The sequence below is a fragment of the Shewanella sp. Shew256 genome, assembly GCF_002196695.1.
Classification (GTDB): Bacteria; Pseudomonadota; Gammaproteobacteria; order Enterobacterales; family Shewanellaceae; genus Shewanella; species Shewanella mangrovisoli.
Genome location: NZ_NAJR01000014.1, coordinates 1 through 17,991, shown reverse-complemented (window position 1 = coordinate 17,991; position 17,991 = coordinate 1). Strand labels below are relative to the sequence as shown.

Genomic DNA, 17,991 nt, shown 5'->3' with positions numbered 1-17,991 from the left:
TTGCTGAATAACGCCTGACAAAACATAAAAAGAATCCCATCCCTGAATGTATCAAGTTGTTACGCAAAAATAGTCCTGATATGTTTTTACATCCCCCGAAATGGGGGAAGGTATTCAAGATCGCGAGCCGCCAAAAACAAACTTGCCATAGAGCAAATAGGCACTAGCCTTAGAAAATAGCTTAGCTACAGCGCACATTGTGACGGAAGGAAGAGTAATGCGAAGTTCAAAAAGTATCACAGCGTTAGGATTGATGTTGGCCTTGGTGAGTGGCGCTAGTATTGCGGCGCCCAATCATACGCCAGCGGATGCAGGGGTCATCAATAAAGAAAGGATCCTTTATTGGTTGATCAAGCGGGGCGAAGTCTCCGCGGATGCCAGCGACAGCGTTAAGCAAGCGGCCGTTGAAGCCTATATTGCCCGTGCCAGCCTAGCCCAGCCCAAAGAGCCGAGAATGGTGGTTGAGGCCGAGCAAGACAGGCTACAAAAAGTGAAGTCGACGGCGATGATGCGCGCACCCGCACAGCGAGTGTTAGCGGATGCTGACGTAACCAAAACGGTGAAGGTATTAACCGTACTGATTGATTTTCCTGATTTAAAGTATAACAACAATGGTTTAACGGCGAGTGATACCGACATGTATTACTCAAGTTACCCTGCGTCTCACTATAAAAATTTACTCTTCTCCACCACTGGTTTTAATGGTCCCCAGGGGCAGACCTTAGACTCGGCCTATCAATATTACCAAGCCGTTTCAGGCAAGACCTTCTTCTTCACTGGCGATGTTAAAGGTTGGTATACCGCAAGCCAAAATGCCGATTACTATGGCGCGAATGATGCCGATACAGGTAGCGATGCCCATGTGACTGAGCTGGTTAAAGAGGCGGTGAGCCAAGCGGTAGCCAATATGTCTGCGGCGGAACTCGCAACCTATGATATTGAAGATCCATACGATTTAAATGATAACGGCAATCTAAACGAGCCCGATGGCATTATTGACCATGTGATGATTTTCCACTCGAGTATTGGGGAAGAAACAGGGGGCGGTAAATTAGGGGACAACGCGATTTGGTCGCACCGTTATTATGTTGACCAGAGCACGCAAGGTTATAGCCTACCTGGGTCGACCAAAAAACTCTTCGGTTACACCATTCAACCAATCGATGCGGCGACTGGGGTCTGTACCCATGAGTTTGGCCACGATCTGGGCTTGCCCGATGAATATGACACTACGGATAACACCAATAAAGATGGTTCTCCCGTGGGCGCTTGGTCTTTAATGTCTTCGGGTAGTTGGACGGGGGCCATCCCTGGTACTAAACCTAGCGGTTTTAGCCCCTACGCGCGCTCCTATTTACAGGAAAAATATAAAGGTAAATGGCTGAATGAGCGTGAAATCAGCTTAGACAGTATTCCTAAATCTGGCATGGAAGTGACACTGAATCAGGCGTCAAATCAAGACGTAGTAAACCAGATATCGATTCCTCTTCCCGCAGCACCTATAGCCTTTAAAGCACCCTATCAAGGGAGTTACCAGTACTATTCGGGCCAAGGGGATATGCTGAGCAACAGCATGAGCTTTACGGTAAACTTGCCAGCGACGAGTGACAAACTCACGCTTGCCATGCAGGCAAGTTGGGAGATTGAAGCCGACTACGACTATATGCAGGTCAAAGTGAACGGTGTGGCGATTGCGGGCAATTACACTAAGTCCGTCAACGCGATTAACAGCGCTCGACATATTATTACGGGTAAATCATCGAGTATTTCGACAGCTGTAGGCAGCGATGCTTGGGTGGGGTTGGAATATGATTTATCAGCCTACGCTGGTAAAGCTGTGACGATTGAGTTTACCTATGTGACCGATGAGGCCGCAATCGAGTCGGGAATCACTATCGACAACATCAGTATCAAACAAGGTGCAACTGAGCTGTATGCCGATAATGTCGAGGTTGCCGGTAAGGCCACTCTGGCAGGTTACAGCCGGATCACCAACACGCGTCCAGGTGCAGCATCCCGCTATTTAATCCAACTACGCAGTCACAATGGTGTGGATGCCGGATTAAAGAATGAAGGTTTTGATCCCGGCGTACTCCTGTGGTTAGAGGATTTTAGTTACTACGATAACAACGTGTCTGATCATCCTGGCCATAGTTTGATTGGGGTGATTGATGCGGATCAGAATATGATTGGCACTAATTCTACCGATGCTCAAATCCGTGATGCGGCCTTTAGTACGGTAAGACAAACGGCATATCTTGGCGACACTAATCTTGAGCCTGTGAGCCTGTTTGACGATAGTTTCGATTACAGTGCGCCGCTCCAACCTCAGTCGGGGATGGTGCTGCAAAAGCTGGGCTTGACGATGCAAGTGGTCTCTCAAGCCAGTGATAACAGCACAGCGGTGATCCGTTTAGCCAATGCGAATGCCGATCCTGCGTTAACGCCCTTAACCGCGACAATCAATCTGAGTCAAAGTGGCTTAACTGCTACTGTGGCTGCTGTGGTTGATGGTGGCGAAGGCGCATACACTTATGCTTGGGATTTTGGTGTTGCGGGAGCGACCAGCACTTCAGCGTCGGCGACTTATACCTACGCAAATGCAGGAACCTATACGCTGACCTTAACGGTAACCGATGCCAAAGGCACAATCGCGACTGCCACTAAAACGCTTGTGGTGAGCTTGCCCTTAACCGCTGGTTTTAGTGCCAGTGCCAACCAGCTCACGGTGAACTTTAGCAACACCTCGGCAGGTGGCGTTGGTAGCCTAAGTTATACATGGAACTTTGGCGATGGCACCTCAAGCACTTCGGTATCGCCAACCCACACTTACACTCGCGCGGGCACTTACACTGTCACGCTGACGGTCAAAGATACTCAAAACGCTACTGCAAGCAGCAGCTCAAGCGTTACCGTGACAGTACCAACGACGCCAACTGAAACGTCGAGTGGCGGCGGTGGTGGCAGCCTAAGCTGGCTGAGCCTGATGTTGCTCGGTGGTTTTGTGTGGCGCCGCCAGCGTCAATAAGCGGATGTGTTAACGAAAAATGCCTCTGATATAGAGGCATTTTTGTTTTAGCTTAGAGGTTAGGGTTGTAGCCTAGCCATAGCTTGTACTGCGGCAGGGAGGAACATTTCGCTGACAAACATTTCCTCCTCGTCATGGTGAAAATATCGGCGGCGTCCCCAGAGTTCGTGTTCGACGTTTTGCGCTAAGCTTTGGGCGAGTTGGGCGAGGCGACTGTCGGTGGTAAAGCGGGCGATTTCGATGCGACCGGGCACAAAACTGTCTTGGCTAAACAATAATTCGCCCAGTGGACGTGTTCCTAAGCCTAAAAAATCGGCTTGGCGGGTCGATAATAAAGACTGCGGGATCAAGGTTCTAGCAAATACCCAAGGCACAGAATCGAGGCAGAGTAACACTTCTCGCACCCAAACGGCATTTTGCTTGGGATATTCCCCTTCGAGCGGCGCACATTGGCCTTCACCGAGGATTTTGACTTCGAACTTATCACAACAGCCCTTAAGCTTTTGTGTCAGACTTCCCGGTGCCAGTAACCATTCTTTAAGGGGAGATGAGGGAAGATTTTTGGCGTTATCGGCACAAAACCATTGAATAGATTCGCCATAGGGAAAGCTTAAGCTGGTCACATTCATCAAATACTCGTTACAATATAAGCAAACGTCGGCAGTCTACCAGATAGATTGGGAAGTTTCTTCCATTGACCATTATTGTTTTTAGGGAGCTGTAAACCGCGATGAAAAAATTATTATCAGCCTGCCTGATCTTATTCAGTGTTGTATTGAATGCATATGCGGCCGACGAGAAAGAAGCGACTCCCGCAGGGGATTACGCTTACTACGGTTTCGAACCCGAAATCGTGACTAACTATATTTCAAACCGCAAAAAACTAGGGTTTGTGAAGATCAGTGTCGAGCTGATGGTACAAAATCCCGATGATCTCGTCATCGTCGAGCGCCATGATCCGCTGCTGCGCGCCGCGATTATTGAAGTGCTGGGTAATCAGGCCGAAGAAAAGATTAAGTCCCTCACTGGCCGTGAAGAAATCCGCCGTGAGTGCTTCGATATGGTGAATAATCTGCTGACCAAAGAGGCGGGTAAACCCTTAGTGGTCAACCTACTGTTTACCTCCTATCTTTACGATTAATTCCGCCAATATGTTTGAGGGCTGATCCTTGGATTAGCCCGCCCTTGTTGATAAGTCATTATGCCTAAACCCGCCATTAAAACTGCCGCAAAACCCGCGACGTCATCCGCAGGTAAACGGGGTAAGCCAAGCACGCCCAAATCGGTAGCCAAGCCCAAAACTGCCAATCCGAAAACGGCCAGCAAGCCCAAAGTAAAGCATGGCGAGAAGAAGCGCTTACATCCGCGTAATTTGCACATTAATGGTTATGACTTTCCGGCCCTAATGGCGAGTTATCCCAAGCTAAAAGTCTTTGTTCGGCCCACGCCCTATGGCGACTTGTCTATCGATTTTGCCGACCCCTTGGCGGTGAAAACTCTGAATGCGGCTCTCTTGCAACATCATTATGGGCTAGCATTTTGGGATATTCCCAAGGGCGCGCTGTGCCCGCCAATTCCAGGGCGGGTCGACTATCTGCATTACTTGGCCGATCTGTTATTTGAGGACGCTAAAGTTAAGCGCGCTGCGGCGATCCGTGCCTTAGATATAGGCACTGGGGCGAATGGCGTTTATGCCATCCTAGGTCATCAAGTGTATGACTGGCAGTTTGTCGCCTCGGATATTAATCCTCAGTCGCTTACCAATGTGCAGCGGATTATCGACAGTAACCCGAGTTTACAGGGGCACTTATCCTTAAGGCGGCAGCAGGATGACAAGGCGGTCTTTAAGGGGGTTATTCAAGCTTCTGATCGCTTCGAGTTAACCCTGTGCAATCCTCCCTTTCATGGCTCGTTAAAAGAAGCGAGTGAAGGCTCGCTGCGCAAGGTGCGTAATCTACAACTTAATCGTGGTGAGCAGCCTAAAGCGACCAGCGCGACCTTAAACTTTGGTGGTCAGGCGGCGGAGTTATGGTGCCAAGGAGGGGAAAAGCAATTTTTAGCCACTATGATCCGCGAGAGCCAAGCGTTTGCCGAGCAGTGTTTGTGGTTTACTAGCTTAGTGTCGAAGCAGGAGAACCTTAAGCCTTGTTATCAGGCTTTGGAAAAGTTGGGTGTCGATACAGTAAAAACCATTGAGATGCAGCAGGGTAATAAGGTCACTCGGGTGCTCGCATGGAGTTTCCATTCGCAGGCTAAACGTTTGCAGTGGCGTAATCAGGTCATCAGCGGGGCATAAAAACAGGCGCCGAGTGCGCCTGTTTTTTTTTACTAGCCTCAATTACTGGGCGTTTTCCTGTGGGTGGTCGCGACGAAATAGCGCCCACTCATCAATTTTTTCACCGCTTGGTAAAGTACAAATGCCATGTTCACCTTCAGCTGTCTTCTGGATTTCCGAAGTGCCGCCCAGTGAGACGCAATATTCGGCGGCTGGGTTGGCGATTTGCACCTTAGCGCCAGCTTTGGCTTCGGTTTTTACTTCGGCAGGCGCCTGAGTTGTAGGCTCAGTCTTCTCGCCGCAGCCGACTAAGCTGCCGCACATGATCAGGCCGATTAACAGTGGTGAGGTTAACTTCATGCTGTTTTCCTTGTCGTTGAGTGACTTATTTACGTCCTAAAATCCGCAAAATACGCAGAAATAGGTTGATGATATCCATATACAAAGCGGCGGCACTGTCGACGGCATTATCGACTGTTTTCGGGATTTGATTCGCGCGGCCCCAATCGTAGCCAATATAGCCGCAGAAAATGAGCACAACTATCCAATCCAAAATTCCGTGGTGGGTTTTAAAGATAAATATTTCAATCAGTTCAACGACTATCACTAATAACAATGCGATAGTCAGCACCCCGACGATTTTCTGGAAGAAGGCCGGAAACATAGTTCCTAAACACATCATGGCGATAGTAACTAAGCCCGTGATTCGAATCGCCTCGGTCACCAGCTCAGGGTCGTACTGGCTGACGACCATATTAATGATCAAGCCGAAGGGCACGACCACAAAGTTGTAGCCAATAAAGCTGACGAGGGGATTACTCGAACTTTGAAATAAGTAAATCCCAAAGAAGCAGGAGGCGAAATAACCGATAAAGAAAATCCACGGGTTAACGCTGGCAATTGCTTCGGGGTCGATATGGCTGACCATTATATAGTTCACGGCAAAACCCCAGAGTAGGGTTAAGCCAATCACTAAATTATAAAGACCCGCGCCTATGAGAGTGTCATCGGTAGTGCGGCGGTCGAATACGCTGTTTTCAGAATCCATTGATTTTTATATCCTTAATTGTAAAAAGCGTGCTAAGTGGTAAAGGTTAATCTGTTACTCACCACAAATCTTGCAGTGGGGTTGTTTAGGGAGTTTCATTTCGCGAAATTCCATGGTCATGGCATCGATCATCAATATTCGTCCTGCGAGTGTCTTGCCCATCCCTGCAATCACTTTAATGGCTTCAACCGCTTGCAAGCAGCCGACCATGCCAACTACTGGGGCGAGAATGCCAGATTCGACACAGCTGAGTTGCTGCTCGCCAAAGAGTGAACTAAAGCAATGATAACAAGGCGTTTGTGCTTGATAGTCGAAGACAGTAACCATGCCTTCCATACGAATCGCGGCGGCCGAGACCAGCGGGATCTTGTGCTTAAAACAGCTCTGATTTAACTGCTCACGCACACTGACATTATCGGTGCAATCGACCACGATACTGTGGCTGGCGACTAAGGCGTCGATCTCATGGTCATCCAATACCGCATTGATGGTATTGATTTTAACGTGAGGATTGAGTCGGTTAAGGCTCTGCTTGGCCGACTCGACCTTAGGTTGGCCGATAGTGGCGTCTTGATGCAGCACTTGGCGCTGCAAATTAGAGAGTTCGACCGTATCGAAATCCACTAGAGTCAGCTCGCCAATGCCCGCAACGGTGAGATATTGCCCCGCCGCGCAGCCTAAACCGCCGGCGCCAATCATCAAGACTTTGGCGAGTTTTAAGCGCTCTTGGCCGTCGATATCCATCGCCTTGATGGAGATTTGGCGACTGTAGCGGGTGAGTTCGCCGTCGCTGAGGATCTCTAGTTGTTCATTCATCGAGGCGTACCTTAGCAGAGCACTGAATTAAAAGGTTCAACCGTCACTTGCGTGCCCACTGGGGTGTCACCTTGGAATTGCTCCAGCAGTACGAAACAATTCGCCAGACTCATAGAGGTCAACATGCCCGAACCTTGGCTGCCCGTGATGGCCACTTCCAATTCGCCCTGTGCATTGTGGGATAAAATGCCGCGCTGATATTCGACACGGCCGGGCTGTTTACGCACCGGAGTTGTCAGAGTGGCTGACAGCATCAGTGGTGCTTTAGGGGTTAAGCCCTGCATCTTATTCAGAATGGGCCACACCAACTTGTAGAAGGTCACCATGGAAGACACGGGATTGCCCGGTAAGCCGCAGAATACCGCCTTACCTATGCGTCCCATGGCAAAGGGTTTGCCCGGTTTAATGGCGAGTTTCCAGAAGGTGATTTTGCCTTCTTCATCAAGAATTTGCTTGGTGAAATCTGCTTCACCGACCGAGACGCCGCCTGAGGTTAATACCATATCCGCTTGGCTCGCGGCATGACGAAATGCGTGGCGAATGGCCTCTGGGTCGTCGGCTATCACGCCTAAATCCAACCATTCCACATTGGCGCGGCTGAGTAAGCCTTGGATGGAATAACGGTTTGAATCGTAAATTTGTCCCGGTGCTAAGTCGCTGCCCACGGGGCGCAGTTCATCCCCAGTGGAGAAAAACGCGACTTTGAGTTGGCGGTAAACCCGCACCTGACTCACGCCAATGGTGGCTAATACGCCCAGTTCTGCGGCTTTAATTTCGATGCCCGCCTTCAAGACTTTAGTGCCTTGCAGCAGCTCTTCACCGCGGCAACGCACATTGGCGCCCTTAGCCTTAGGGTGATTGATTTGGATTTGATTGCCCTGCGCTTGGGTTTCTTCCTGCATTTGCACTGTGTCATAGCCCGCTGGCACTGGCGCGCCCGTCATAATACGCACGCAGGAGTGAGGGGGGATTTCACCTTCAAAACCATGGCCTGCAAAGGAGCTACCAATCAGGGTTAATGTGGTTTGATTGGTCTGGCTGTTTAAGTCGGCAAAGCGAAAGGCGTAGCCGTCCATCGAGGAGTTATCGAAGGGCGGCAAATCGATGCAAGAGGCCAAATCCTCGGCCAAGACGCGGCCAAGCGCATGGGGAAGGGTAACGACTTCTGTGTCTGACACTGGGCTAACCTGCTCAAGCAGAAGGGGAATGGCTTGATCTGGATGCATTAAGCTAGATTGCGAACAAGGATCGGCTTTCACGGACATCGGGTCTTCCTTATGGGCAAAAGGTTGGGCAAATATGCTGGCTATTATGCCACGCTGTGCTTGCTTGGCTATGATCTGCATAGGGGTTTATGTGATTTGTCAGACAGTTTTGCTTAAGTCTTGCCTAAAGAAAACGCTAGCAAGACATCATTTTGCGATGGCTTGGATATGCTGCTAAATACGAGTCTATGAACAAATGAAAATCATTTTTATCAATGAATCATTAACTTAGCTCTATAAACAAAGGTAAATTTTGTTGCTTTTGGCGACGCCCTTCATGACAATGTGTGCCAAGATTTCAGTTCGAATGCCCAAGAGGATTAACTATGCTGTCTGCAACCATGATCGAAAAGTTGAATGAACAAATTAATATGGAGTTCTTCTCCTCTAATTTATACCTGCAAATGAGCGCATGGTGTGAAGATCAAGGCTTTGAAGGCGCAGCAAAATTTATGCGCGAACATGCGGACGAAGAGATGGGCCATATGCGTCGTTTGTTCACCTATGTGAGCGAAACTGGCGGCTTACCTCTACTGGGTGCCATTGAAGCGCCGCAGTCACAGTTTGACTCTCTGCTGGCGTTATTCGAGCTGACCTATGAGCATGAGCAGCTGATCACCAGTAAGATCAATGCCTTGGCCCATGCAGCCTTTTCAAACCAAGATTATTCGACCTTCAACTTCCTGCAATGGTATGTGGCCGAACAGCACGAAGAAGAAAAGCTGTTTAAGTCGATTGTCGATAAGATCCGTTTAGTGGGCGAAGATGGTAAAGCACTGTTCTTTATCGATAAAGATTTAGCTAAGTTGGCATCAAAGGGCGGCGAGAGCATTATGAACCCCCAAAGCCAACCACAGGCCTAAGCGCCATTGCGATATTCAACGCGATAATAAAAAAGCAGCCTAGGCTGCTTTTTTAATCTCTATGATTCGTGGCGACAGGGTAAATCTATCAACTATTTACACACTTCTCACGCTGCTCTAAGTGCAACATCTTCGGCAATGTCTGGCTGAGTAATGGCGTAATCTCATCGAATGGTAGCGGTTTAGAGAGTAAATAGCCTTGGGCATAGTGGCAGCCTAGGTCGCGCAGAAACTTCCACTGCGCCTCGGTTTCGATTCCTTCGGCCACCAATTCCATTTCAAGGCTTTGCCCCATCATTACAATGGCCTTGACCAGATTGGCGTTCGAGTTGTTATCGAGGGCGTTTTCGACAAAACTGCGGTCAATCTTGATAACGGAAATCGGGAATTTCTTCAGATAACTCAAGGATGAATAGCCTGTGCCAAAGTCATCGATATAAATCTGCGAGCCTAAGTGGCGAATCGATTCGAGGGTGCTTAGGCAGTGGCTGGCATCGCCCATCAGCATGCTCTCGGTGATCTCGATATGCACGTTTCTCGGGTTGATATGGTGACGATTAAAACACTCCTGCAGCACTTGGTCGAAACCTATGCCGCGGGTGTTGATGCATTGGCGGCTCGAGACATTAATCGCGACATTGAGTTTGAATCCCATATGTTGCCATTGCCTCAAATCGTGCATGGCTTGGTTGAGTACCCATTCACCCATAGGTTCGATAAGGCCAGTTTCTTCGGCGATACGAATAAAGTGATCGGGAGGGATCAGGCCTAAGTCTGGGTCTTGCCAGCGGATCAGTGCCTCAAGGCTACACACTTTACCCGTTTTCATATCCACAATCGGTTGATAGTGAAGAGTAAATTCGTCCTGCGCCACGGCGCGGCGCAGTCGTTGTTCCAGCTCCATGCGGGCAAACATGGCCTGGTTCATGCCAGAGGTAAAGTATTTAAAGTTATTGCGACCAGCATCCTTGGCTTGATACATGGCCATTTCGGTATTGCGTGTCAGCGAACTGACATCGAGCCCGTCTTCTGGGTAGACGCCAATGCCGAAACTGGCGGAAATCTGGATTTCCCGTTCATTTAAATTAAAGGGAGTTGCTAGGGTTTCGATGATTCGGCTCGCCATATGCTCGATGGCTAACTCATTGGTTAATCTTGGTAAAATAAGCACAAACTCATCACCGCCGATACGGGCGATAAAATCGTTTTTACCCATAATATTTTCTAACCGTTTGGCCACATCCTGCAGCAAGAGGTCGCCCGTCGCATGGCCTTGCACATCATTGATATATTTGAATTGGTCTAAGTCGATCAGCAGAATTGCTAGCTTGCGGGAGTCGTGTTGGGCGAGTTGGATTTCATGCTGTAGCCGCTCGTTAAACAGCTTACGGTTGGGCAGCCCGGTTAGCGTGTCGAAGTTGGCTTGATACCAGAGGTCTTGTTCGTATTGCTTGCGCTTACTGATATCCATAAATAAACCAATATGTTGGATTATTTCGCCCTGCTCATTGCGCACCACAGTAATTGCGAGGTACTCGGGATACACTTGGCCATCTTTGCGTTTATTCCAGATTTCGCCTTCCCATTTGCCTTCTTTATGCAGGGCTTCCCACATGGCGGTGTAGTAATGATGCGGGTGACGATTCGAGCTTAAAATCGAGGGGCTGCGGCCTTTAACTTCTTCGAGGCTATAGCCGGTGATCTGGCTAAAGGCGGGGTTAATCAGCTCGATATGGTTATCGGCATCCGTGACCATAATGCCTTCGGCGGAATAGTTAAACACGGCGGCGGCGCGGCTTAGGGCGTGGTTGGCCTTTTGGCGCTCGCTGATCATCCGATTCATCGCCTGCGCCATGCGAGCCAGCTCGTCGGAGCCGGAAGCATCGATATTGATATTGAGCTGCGGATCGGCGGCCATTCGCTGCATATCATTGGCAATCTTAGTGATTTTCACCATAAAGCTGCGAATAATTTTTCGCCCCAGCCAGAGGGTTATTGCCGCGGTAAAAAATGCGGAGAATAAATATAACCCGAGCAAACTGAGTGACTTAGTTTGTTGTACTTCACTCTGGTGCGCCATGTTTTCAGTGATTTCATCGCTGATGGCGTGCAGCTTATTGATCCTATCGCTGGTGAGCGACCACCAGTGTTTACTGCTGACCGGATGCGGTGGCATTAACAGCTTGTCTATGGCCTCGCTCAGGCCGCTATCATTGACTTGGGCGAGGGCGGTGATTTCTTCGAGTGACAGTTGCTGTTGCTTCAACTGCTGCAGTTTAGACATACAGAATTGATATTGGTCGACACTGTCTTCAATCGTCCTGACCGCCGCTTTGAGCTCGGGAATATTGCGGATTTCATGATTAAGTTCATCGAGATTCAGCTGGATAATTGCCTGCGCCTTAGTAAATTTCTCTAGCGAGGCAGCATCGCCCTTGATGAGGTAATCCTGAAAACTGTCAATCAAGCCACCGTAGCCTAAATGGGCATTGATATTTTGCACTAAGGTACTGACGCGGATTTGTTGCTCTATTTGTTGGCTAATCTTGAGGATGCGCAGATTCTCGGGGGAGGTCTGTACCTTGCGGATTAAGGACTGACGGTCAGAAATCGAGGCGTTGCTGGCATGTTCTATGGCTTGACCATATTCATACATGATAGTGCTGATCGTGCGGTAGTCGTTAATGTTCAGCGTTTGCGACAGCAGCATTCGATTAATCGCACTGCGCTCTTTTACCGCCAGTTGTTGCACCATCAATAAATTAAGCAAATCCGTGTAGGCGCGAGATTGCGCAATATCGTTGGTTTGTAACTGTAATTGCTGGATAAGTTTGACCAATTCCGTGTTGAACTGGTTATACAGATCGATAAAGGCCTTAGGATGTTGGTCGAGTGCCTCTTGGCGACCCGATGCTAGCCTATGACTTAACAGGGTCAGGGTATTGAGCTGCTCCTGCAGCTGCGAGGCGGCGAGTTGATTGCGACCCAAGGCAGACATTAAAGTGCTTAAGCCTGAGCCATTGAGCAGGGTATCTAAGGCGTCTGAGGTTATCTGTTGTTGCTGTAGCAGGCGTGTTTCTTCTTGGGGGGAACCGGGGGCAGAAAGCTGGACACTGAGGCCGTATTCGTTATGCAGTTGGTAGAGTAGTTCGGTGGTTTGGGCGGTCGCTTGGATTGCCAGATGGTTCTGATTGGCGGAGCGATATTCCTTCACCAGCACATACATCCGCGACAACACAAAAATACTCATCATCAGCAAAGGTAGCAGTGAAAACAGAATCAACTTCTGCTTCAGGCTGAGATGCTGTAGCGTGGATGGCATGTAAACTTACTCCTACTTTTGCCCGGTTGGAGACATAAAAAATCAAGGCATAACCTTGATGTGTTGAAAGTGGAAAAAGACCGGGCACTGGGTGTGGATATTTAACATAGAAGCAAGAGGGTCGCGACCCCTAGTTTATGGATATCTAATCTAGCTCACGAAATTCAGAGATTTATTATATATAACTAACATACTATTTTTATTAGTGTATTTGCTCTCCTAGCAAACGAATCTTTTGTTTGTCTGTGATATTGAGCTTAATTTGATACAAATTCTCCCGCTTTTTAGCATGATGTTTGCTAAATAAAAAAGGACGTGGGCAGAGCCGACGTCCTTTAACTAGCATCCCGCTTTGGGGATTAATTAGCCAACGTTGGCTAATAATGACTTACGGTAAACAACGATATCTTCAATCGTCAGCACTGGCATATTGTGCTCGGCACCAAAGGCGATAATTTCTGGCAGACGTGCCATAGTGCCATCGGGATTGGTGACTTCACATAACACGCCCGCAGGCTTGAGGCCGGCCAGTTGCATTAAATCGATAGTGCCTTCGGTATGGCCACGGCGAGTTAATACGCCGCCGGGTTGGGCGCGCAGTGGATACACATGGCCTGGGCGCGCTAAATCGCTCGGCTTAGCATTGTCGGCGATAGCAGCTTTAATGGTGGTGACACGGTCCGCAGCCGAAACCCCAGTGGTGACACCCACTTTAGCTTCGATACTCACGGTAAAGGCAGTGCCATATTGGCTCGAGTTGTTTTCGACCATAGGTGGCAGCTCAAGGGCTTTGACCTTTTCATCTGGTAAACACAAACACACGATACCGCTGCATTCGCGAATAAGCATGGCCATTTGCGCATTGGTGAGTGACTCGGCGGCAAAAATTAAGTCGCCTTCGTTTTCTCTATCTTCGTCGTCGACGACCAACACACCTTGGCCTTGGCGCAGGGCTTTAAGACCCGCTTCAACGCGTTCGATAGCAGTACCAAAAGGAGCAAGTAAAGACTGATTCATGGTTAATATCCTTCAAAAATACGACATGGGAATTTCCAGAATCAGGGCGTGCAGAAATACAGCCTTCTACCCCAAAGGGATTGAGCTGTAGCAATAGACCCATTTAAGCTCAATGGCTTACATCGGCTCATTGCAAAATATGAGGCTAACATTCAGATGACGGCTTCTTGTTCATTGGCTGAAACGAAGCGCCCGTATCCTAATGTTGTCTTACATTCTCTTCCATCCGGACTCAGTACTGTTGCTATGATGGCAAACAGTCCATTACCGTCGGCTCTGGAATAGTAGCGCTCGATAGGCATTAACCATCACGAGACAAGCTAAGTCACCAGATCTGCTGACCCCGAAATTGCGTTCGGGCGCTCGCGGGCTTTAGTGGGAGTGAAAACGGCTCACGACACTATTTACCGCCGGTGGGGAGTTTCACCCCGCCCTGAGAATTGTTGTTAGGCCTTGGCCTAAAAACGCGGTTATGTTGCGCCTATTTAGTTGGAATGGCAATAAAATCGCGCCATAAATTGGGCAATGTTTGCGCAAGCGCACAACTGGCCGCCAAGCTTAAACCAGCATCATCTTTAGGAAACTCGCAACAAGCGCTAGCTTGGGTATATCATATCCGACACATCAACTTATTGGCTTGCCGTCGTGCCCCACGATGGTGTTTGAACGTCACAAGGACGTATACATGCGCACTCTGCTGCTTACTTTAGGTCTCGCTATGCTATTACCCGGTTGCTCCACTCCAAAAGGGCAAGTCTCTGCGCCCGTTGCGGAAAAAATCCCCCATGTGATGACCTTGCACGGGGTCACGCGTACCGACGATTACTACTGGATGCGCGACGATAAACGCCAAGATCCTAAGGTGTTGGCGCATCTGAATGCCGAAAACCGTTACACCAAAGCCTACTTTAAGCCGCTTAAGTCATTGCAGGATGGGCTGTTTAACGAACTGACTGGGCGCTTAGTGGCCGATGAGTCGAGCGTGCCGTACCAATGGCACCAGCACAGCTATTACCGCCGCTACCAAGAGGGCGGCGAATATCCGTTGATCGCCCGCAAAGGCAGTGACGGGGTTGAGCAAATGATGCTGGACGTGAATGAGCGCGCTAAGGGCCATGAGTTTTATGGTTTAGGTGGCGTCAGCGTCAGCCCAGATGAAACCATGTTGGCCTTCGGTGAAGATGTGCTAAGCCGCCGCGTGTACAACATCTACTTTAAAGATATTGAGTCCGGCGCCATGATCACCGATGTGCTTGAAAACACAGAGGGTCGTATCGTTTGGGGCAATGATAATCGCCATGTGTTTTATATCGCTAAAGATCTGCAAACCCTGCTCGGCTACCGTGTATATCGCCACGAACTCGGCACGCCACAATCGAGCGATGTGTTGGTGTATGAGGAGCAAGATGATGCTTATTACATCTCCCTCGGCAAGAGTTTAGACGAGTCGCAAATTGTGCTGTTCCACGAGAGCACCACCACTAGCGAAGTGTCGGCACTGGATGCTAACGATCCCTTAAGCCTGTTCAAACCTGTGCTGGCGCGGGAAGAAGGCCATGAATACAGCGTCTCTAAGCTGGGCGATAGCTATTACATTCTCACCAACTGGCAGGCGACAAACTTCCGTTTGATGAAAGTGGCGATTAAGGATGCCGCCGATAAATCCAAATGGCAGGAAGTGGTTGCCCATAATCCCAATGCGCGCATCGAAGACGAGCTGGTGCTGAAGGATTATTTGGTGATTCAAACCCGTGAGAATGGTCTAACGCGCATTAAAGTGATGCCATTCAATGGTCAAAAGCCCTTTGAGCTGAGTTTTGATGAACCCGCCTATGTGCTCGGTTTAGATGTGAACGCCCAGCAAGATAGCGATAAGTTACGTATTTTCTACTCGAGCCTGACCACGCCCGAGGCGATTTATGAGTACCACTTAAGTAATCCCGATAGACGCGATTTGCTTAAGCAGGAACAAGTGCTCGGTGGCTTCGATGCCAGCCAGTACCGCGCCGAACGTTTATTTGTCACCGCCCGCGATGGCGCTAAGGTGCCAGTGTCCTTGGTGTATCGTAAGGATAAGTTCAAGAAAGACGGCACCAACCCTCTGTACCAATATGGTTATGGTTCATATGGTTACACAGTAGAGCCTGATTTTTCTTCGTCGGTTATCAGTCTGCTCGACCGTGGCTTTGTATATGCCATCGCCCATGTGCGTGGCAGCGAAATGCTCGGCCGCCCTTGGTACGATGCGGGCAAGTTGCTGAATAAAAAGAATACCTTTAATGACTTTATTGATGTCACTACCGCCTTAACCGAGCAAGGTTATGGTGATAAAAATAAAGTGGTGGCTTCGGGTGGCAGTGCCGGCGGGTTGCTAATGGGGGCGATTGCCAATATGGCGCCTGAAAAGTACTTTGCTATCGCGGCGCATGTGCCCTTTGTGGATGTGGTGACGACTATGCTCGATGAGTCGATTCCGCTCACCACCAACGAGTACGATGAATGGGGCAATCCAAACGAGAAAACCTATTTCGACTATATGCTCAGCTACTCGCCCTACGACAATGTCGCCGACCATGAGTATCCGCATCTGTTGGTGACCACAGGTTTGCATGATTCACAGGTGCAGTATTTCGAGCCAGCGAAATGGGTAGCAAAACTGCGTGAAGTGCAAAATAAATGGTACAAACTGGACGATAAGGTGTTGTTATTCGACGTCAATATGGATGCAGGACACGGTGGCAAGAGTGGTCGTTACCGCCAGTATCAAGACACTGCGCAGGAATATGCCTTCTTCCTAAGCCTGCTCGGCATGACTAAGTAGGCGCCAACGGGTGACTGATTTAGTCGTTAAGTCTGCAAATTCACATCCATCGGCTAGCCCCAAAAAAGGGGCTAGCCAAGCGCCAGCTGTTAACCAAGCTCAGCTTTCTAGCAAGCCAGAAGCGCTAGGAGCTGAGCAAGCTGTGACTTCGGAGCAAGGCGCGACGTCAGAGATAGAACAAGTCTCGATGTGGTATCTGTACCTTATCCGCTGCGCCAATGGCCACTTATACACTGGCATCACCACAGATGTCGCACGCCGCTTTGACGAACATCAATCAAACAGCCCAAAAGCAGCAAAGTACCTGCGCGGCAAAGGGCCACTAACCCTAATGTATCAAGAGCAAGTCGGCACTCGCAGCGATGCGCTAAGGCGTGAAATCGCAGTTAAAAAGTTAAGCCGCAGTCAAAAGCTCGCTTTGATAGCGTTAGGTATGATGGCGGGGAACGATTAAGCACTGCAATTCCAGTGACACGCCGTGAATATATCCCTATAGGCTCGACGGCGGCATCCATGCCGCCAACGGTCACTTTCATGACAGTGCTTAATCTCGTCGACATCTGTGTATGCAGGGAGTTAAATCTAACAATCGGTATCTTGTTAAACTTATAAAGCTAAAACGATATCAAGTGAATACGATCTGAGCCGCATAGAAAACAGCTATCCTACAAAAGCAAATTCCGATAGCATCATTCATACCAATTAACATGAGTGTGGCAGCGGCTAAGCCCGACAAGCGGGTTATGTTTTGCAAACAGCGTAATGCATAAATATAAGACCTTAGACCACAGAACTAAGAGTATCGGAATGCTATCTTTCGAACACGAAAATGGGAGCTATCATCTTCCAGATACAGCTCTTGTTGTTGGTATCGATGAAACTGGATGCGAGAATTATGCTGATAAGAATTTTCCGGTTTTCGGATTGGGTGGATGCGCTGTACTTGCTAGGGATTATTTCCGGTTTATAGAAGAACCATGGTCAATGATCAAAGACAGTTACTTCTCTGGGAGGAATAAACCGCTTCACGCTGCAGAGCTAAAGAATCCTTCAAAAGATCAATTATCTGCTCTAGAGTCCTTTTTTACGAATTCACCCATCTTCAGATTTGCAACTATGTCTGCAATCAGTTTTGAAAACGGAAGTGGCACTGATAACTTACACCTATTAGTGCAGTCTGTGATGCATCAAGTGTGCGAATTTGCATCGCTAACTAATCCGTCTGAAGTTGTATTTGTAATTGAAGATTCACAAAGAATTGGGAAGGCAACGCGTAGCTATTTCAGTGCTTATCAAATGAGCTCTGATAATGGGATTATTCCTAGAAAAGTTATGTATGCAACCAAGGATGTATGCTTGTCTCTTCTAGAGGTGGCTGACTTTGTTGTACATCCGGCAGGGGCTCAAGTTAACCTGAGATCGGTTTAACAAGCCATAACTGCAATAGCATTAAACTCTGCGTGAGTGATGTTCAGTTGTGGCTTATTGTCTTTCAATTGATAGGCGATAAGTCCCGCAATCATATTGAGCATAAAA

The 17,991-nt window shown here is 48.8% G+C and carries 14 protein-coding genes, 1 pseudogene and 1 riboswitch; of the genes and pseudogenes, 7 read left to right on the top strand and 8 right to left on the bottom strand.

Annotated elements, in window-relative coordinates; all coding sequences use genetic code 11:
- Positions 1 to 217: 217 nt before the first annotated feature.
- The gene (locus tag B5P39_RS19845) at positions 218 to 3,028 is read left to right on the top strand and encodes an immune inhibitor A domain-containing protein (protein ID WP_088212696.1); all 2,811 of its coding nucleotides are present in this window, start codon (positions 218 to 220) and stop codon (positions 3,026 to 3,028) included.
- Between the two features lie 59 nt (positions 3,029 to 3,087).
- Here B5P39_RS19845 and B5P39_RS19840 read toward each other — a convergent pair whose 3' ends face one another.
- Positions 3,088 to 3,657 carry a chorismate--pyruvate lyase family protein gene (locus B5P39_RS19840; RefSeq protein WP_086902881.1) on the bottom strand — a complete coding sequence of 190 codons (570 nt, stop codon included), beginning with the start codon at positions 3,655 to 3,657 and terminating at the stop codon, positions 3,088 to 3,090.
- A 101-nt stretch (positions 3,658 to 3,758) separates the two neighbouring features.
- Here B5P39_RS19840 and B5P39_RS19835 point away from each other — a divergent pair, with 101 nt between their 5' ends.
- Both B5P39_RS19835 and rlmF read left to right on the top strand, forming a co-directional pair.
- Positions 3,759 to 4,169, top strand: a complete 411-nt coding sequence (locus tag B5P39_RS19835; protein WP_088212695.1) for a flagellar basal body-associated protein FliL — start codon at positions 3,759 to 3,761, stop codon at positions 4,167 to 4,169.
- A gap of 60 nt (positions 4,170 to 4,229) precedes the next feature.
- Positions 4,230 to 5,324 (top strand): 23S rRNA (adenine(1618)-N(6))-methyltransferase RlmF, encoded by a 1,095-nt coding sequence (gene rlmF, locus B5P39_RS19830; RefSeq protein ID WP_088212694.1) that lies wholly within the window; start codon positions 4,230 to 4,232, stop codon positions 5,322 to 5,324.
- A 42-nt stretch (positions 5,325 to 5,366) separates the two neighbouring features.
- Here rlmF and B5P39_RS19825 read toward each other — a convergent pair whose 3' ends face one another.
- Genes B5P39_RS19825 through moeA form a run of 4 tightly spaced genes read right to left on the bottom strand, consistent with a single transcriptional unit; the run spans position 5,367 to position 8,432 of the window.
- Positions 5,367 to 5,663 carry a putative hemolysin gene (locus B5P39_RS19825; RefSeq protein ID WP_088212693.1) on the bottom strand — a complete coding sequence of 99 codons (297 nt, stop codon included), beginning with the start codon at positions 5,661 to 5,663 and terminating at the stop codon, positions 5,367 to 5,369.
- 25 nt (positions 5,664 to 5,688) lie between these two features.
- Complete coding sequence (locus tag B5P39_RS19820) at positions 5,689 to 6,351, bottom strand: Bax inhibitor-1 family protein (protein ID WP_088212692.1); 663 nt, start codon at positions 6,349 to 6,351, stop codon at positions 5,689 to 5,691.
- A gap of 54 nt (positions 6,352 to 6,405) precedes the next feature.
- Positions 6,406 to 7,167: a molybdopterin-synthase adenylyltransferase MoeB gene (moeB, locus tag B5P39_RS19815; RefSeq protein ID WP_088212691.1), complete on the bottom strand. Its 762-nt coding sequence runs from the start codon at positions 7,165 to 7,167 to the stop codon at positions 6,406 to 6,408.
- Between the two features lie 11 nt (positions 7,168 to 7,178).
- Entirely contained in the window at positions 7,179 to 8,432 is a 1,254-nt protein-coding gene (moeA, locus tag B5P39_RS19810) for a molybdopterin molybdotransferase MoeA (RefSeq protein ID WP_088212690.1), read from the bottom strand.
- A gap of 326 nt (positions 8,433 to 8,758) precedes the next feature.
- Between moeA and ftnA the strand changes: the two genes are divergently transcribed.
- On the top strand, positions 8,759 to 9,295 hold the full coding sequence (gene ftnA, locus B5P39_RS19805) for a non-heme ferritin (RefSeq protein ID WP_011620966.1): 537 nt from the start codon (positions 8,759 to 8,761) through the stop codon (positions 9,293 to 9,295).
- Between the two features lie 88 nt (positions 9,296 to 9,383).
- Here the strand turns inward: ftnA and B5P39_RS19800 are convergent, their stop codons facing one another.
- Both B5P39_RS19800 and ribB read right to left on the bottom strand, forming a co-directional pair.
- Positions 9,384 to 12,617: an EAL domain-containing protein gene (locus B5P39_RS19800; RefSeq protein ID WP_088212689.1), complete on the bottom strand. Its 3,234-nt coding sequence runs from the start codon at positions 12,615 to 12,617 to the stop codon at positions 9,384 to 9,386.
- A gap of 363 nt (positions 12,618 to 12,980) precedes the next feature.
- The gene (ribB, locus tag B5P39_RS19795) at positions 12,981 to 13,634 is read right to left on the bottom strand and encodes a 3,4-dihydroxy-2-butanone-4-phosphate synthase (protein ID WP_088212688.1); all 654 of its coding nucleotides are present in this window, start codon (positions 13,632 to 13,634) and stop codon (positions 12,981 to 12,983) included.
- Between the two features lie 210 nt (positions 13,635 to 13,844).
- Positions 13,845 to 14,079: riboswitch (FMN riboswitch) on the bottom strand.
- 240 nt (positions 14,080 to 14,319) lie between these two features.
- Between ribB and B5P39_RS19790 the strand changes: the two genes are divergently transcribed.
- The 3 genes from B5P39_RS19790 to B5P39_RS19775 all read left to right on the top strand — a co-directional run bounded on the left by B5P39_RS19790 (position 14,320) and on the right by B5P39_RS19775 (position 17,883).
- Positions 14,320 to 16,455, top strand: coding sequence for a S9 family peptidase (locus tag B5P39_RS19790; RefSeq protein WP_088212687.1), 2,136 nt, complete (start codon positions 14,320 to 14,322; stop codon positions 16,453 to 16,455).
- Positions 16,456 to 16,465: 10 nt separating this feature from the next.
- A complete protein-coding gene (locus B5P39_RS25035) occupies positions 16,466 to 16,909 on the top strand; it encodes a GIY-YIG nuclease family protein (protein ID WP_088212686.1) in 444 nt (147 codons plus the stop codon).
- A gap of 353 nt (positions 16,910 to 17,262) precedes the next feature.
- Complete coding sequence (locus B5P39_RS19775) at positions 17,263 to 17,883, top strand: DUF3800 domain-containing protein (RefSeq protein WP_088212684.1); 621 nt, start codon at positions 17,263 to 17,265, stop codon at positions 17,881 to 17,883.
- On the opposite strand, the pseudogene B5P39_RS24520 reads toward B5P39_RS19775, so the two are convergent.
- Positions 17,880 to 17,991: pseudogene (locus B5P39_RS24520) on the bottom strand (IS982 family transposase); the annotation flags it as partial. The gene B5P39_RS19775 and the pseudogene B5P39_RS24520 sit on opposite strands and share 4 nt — an antisense overlap.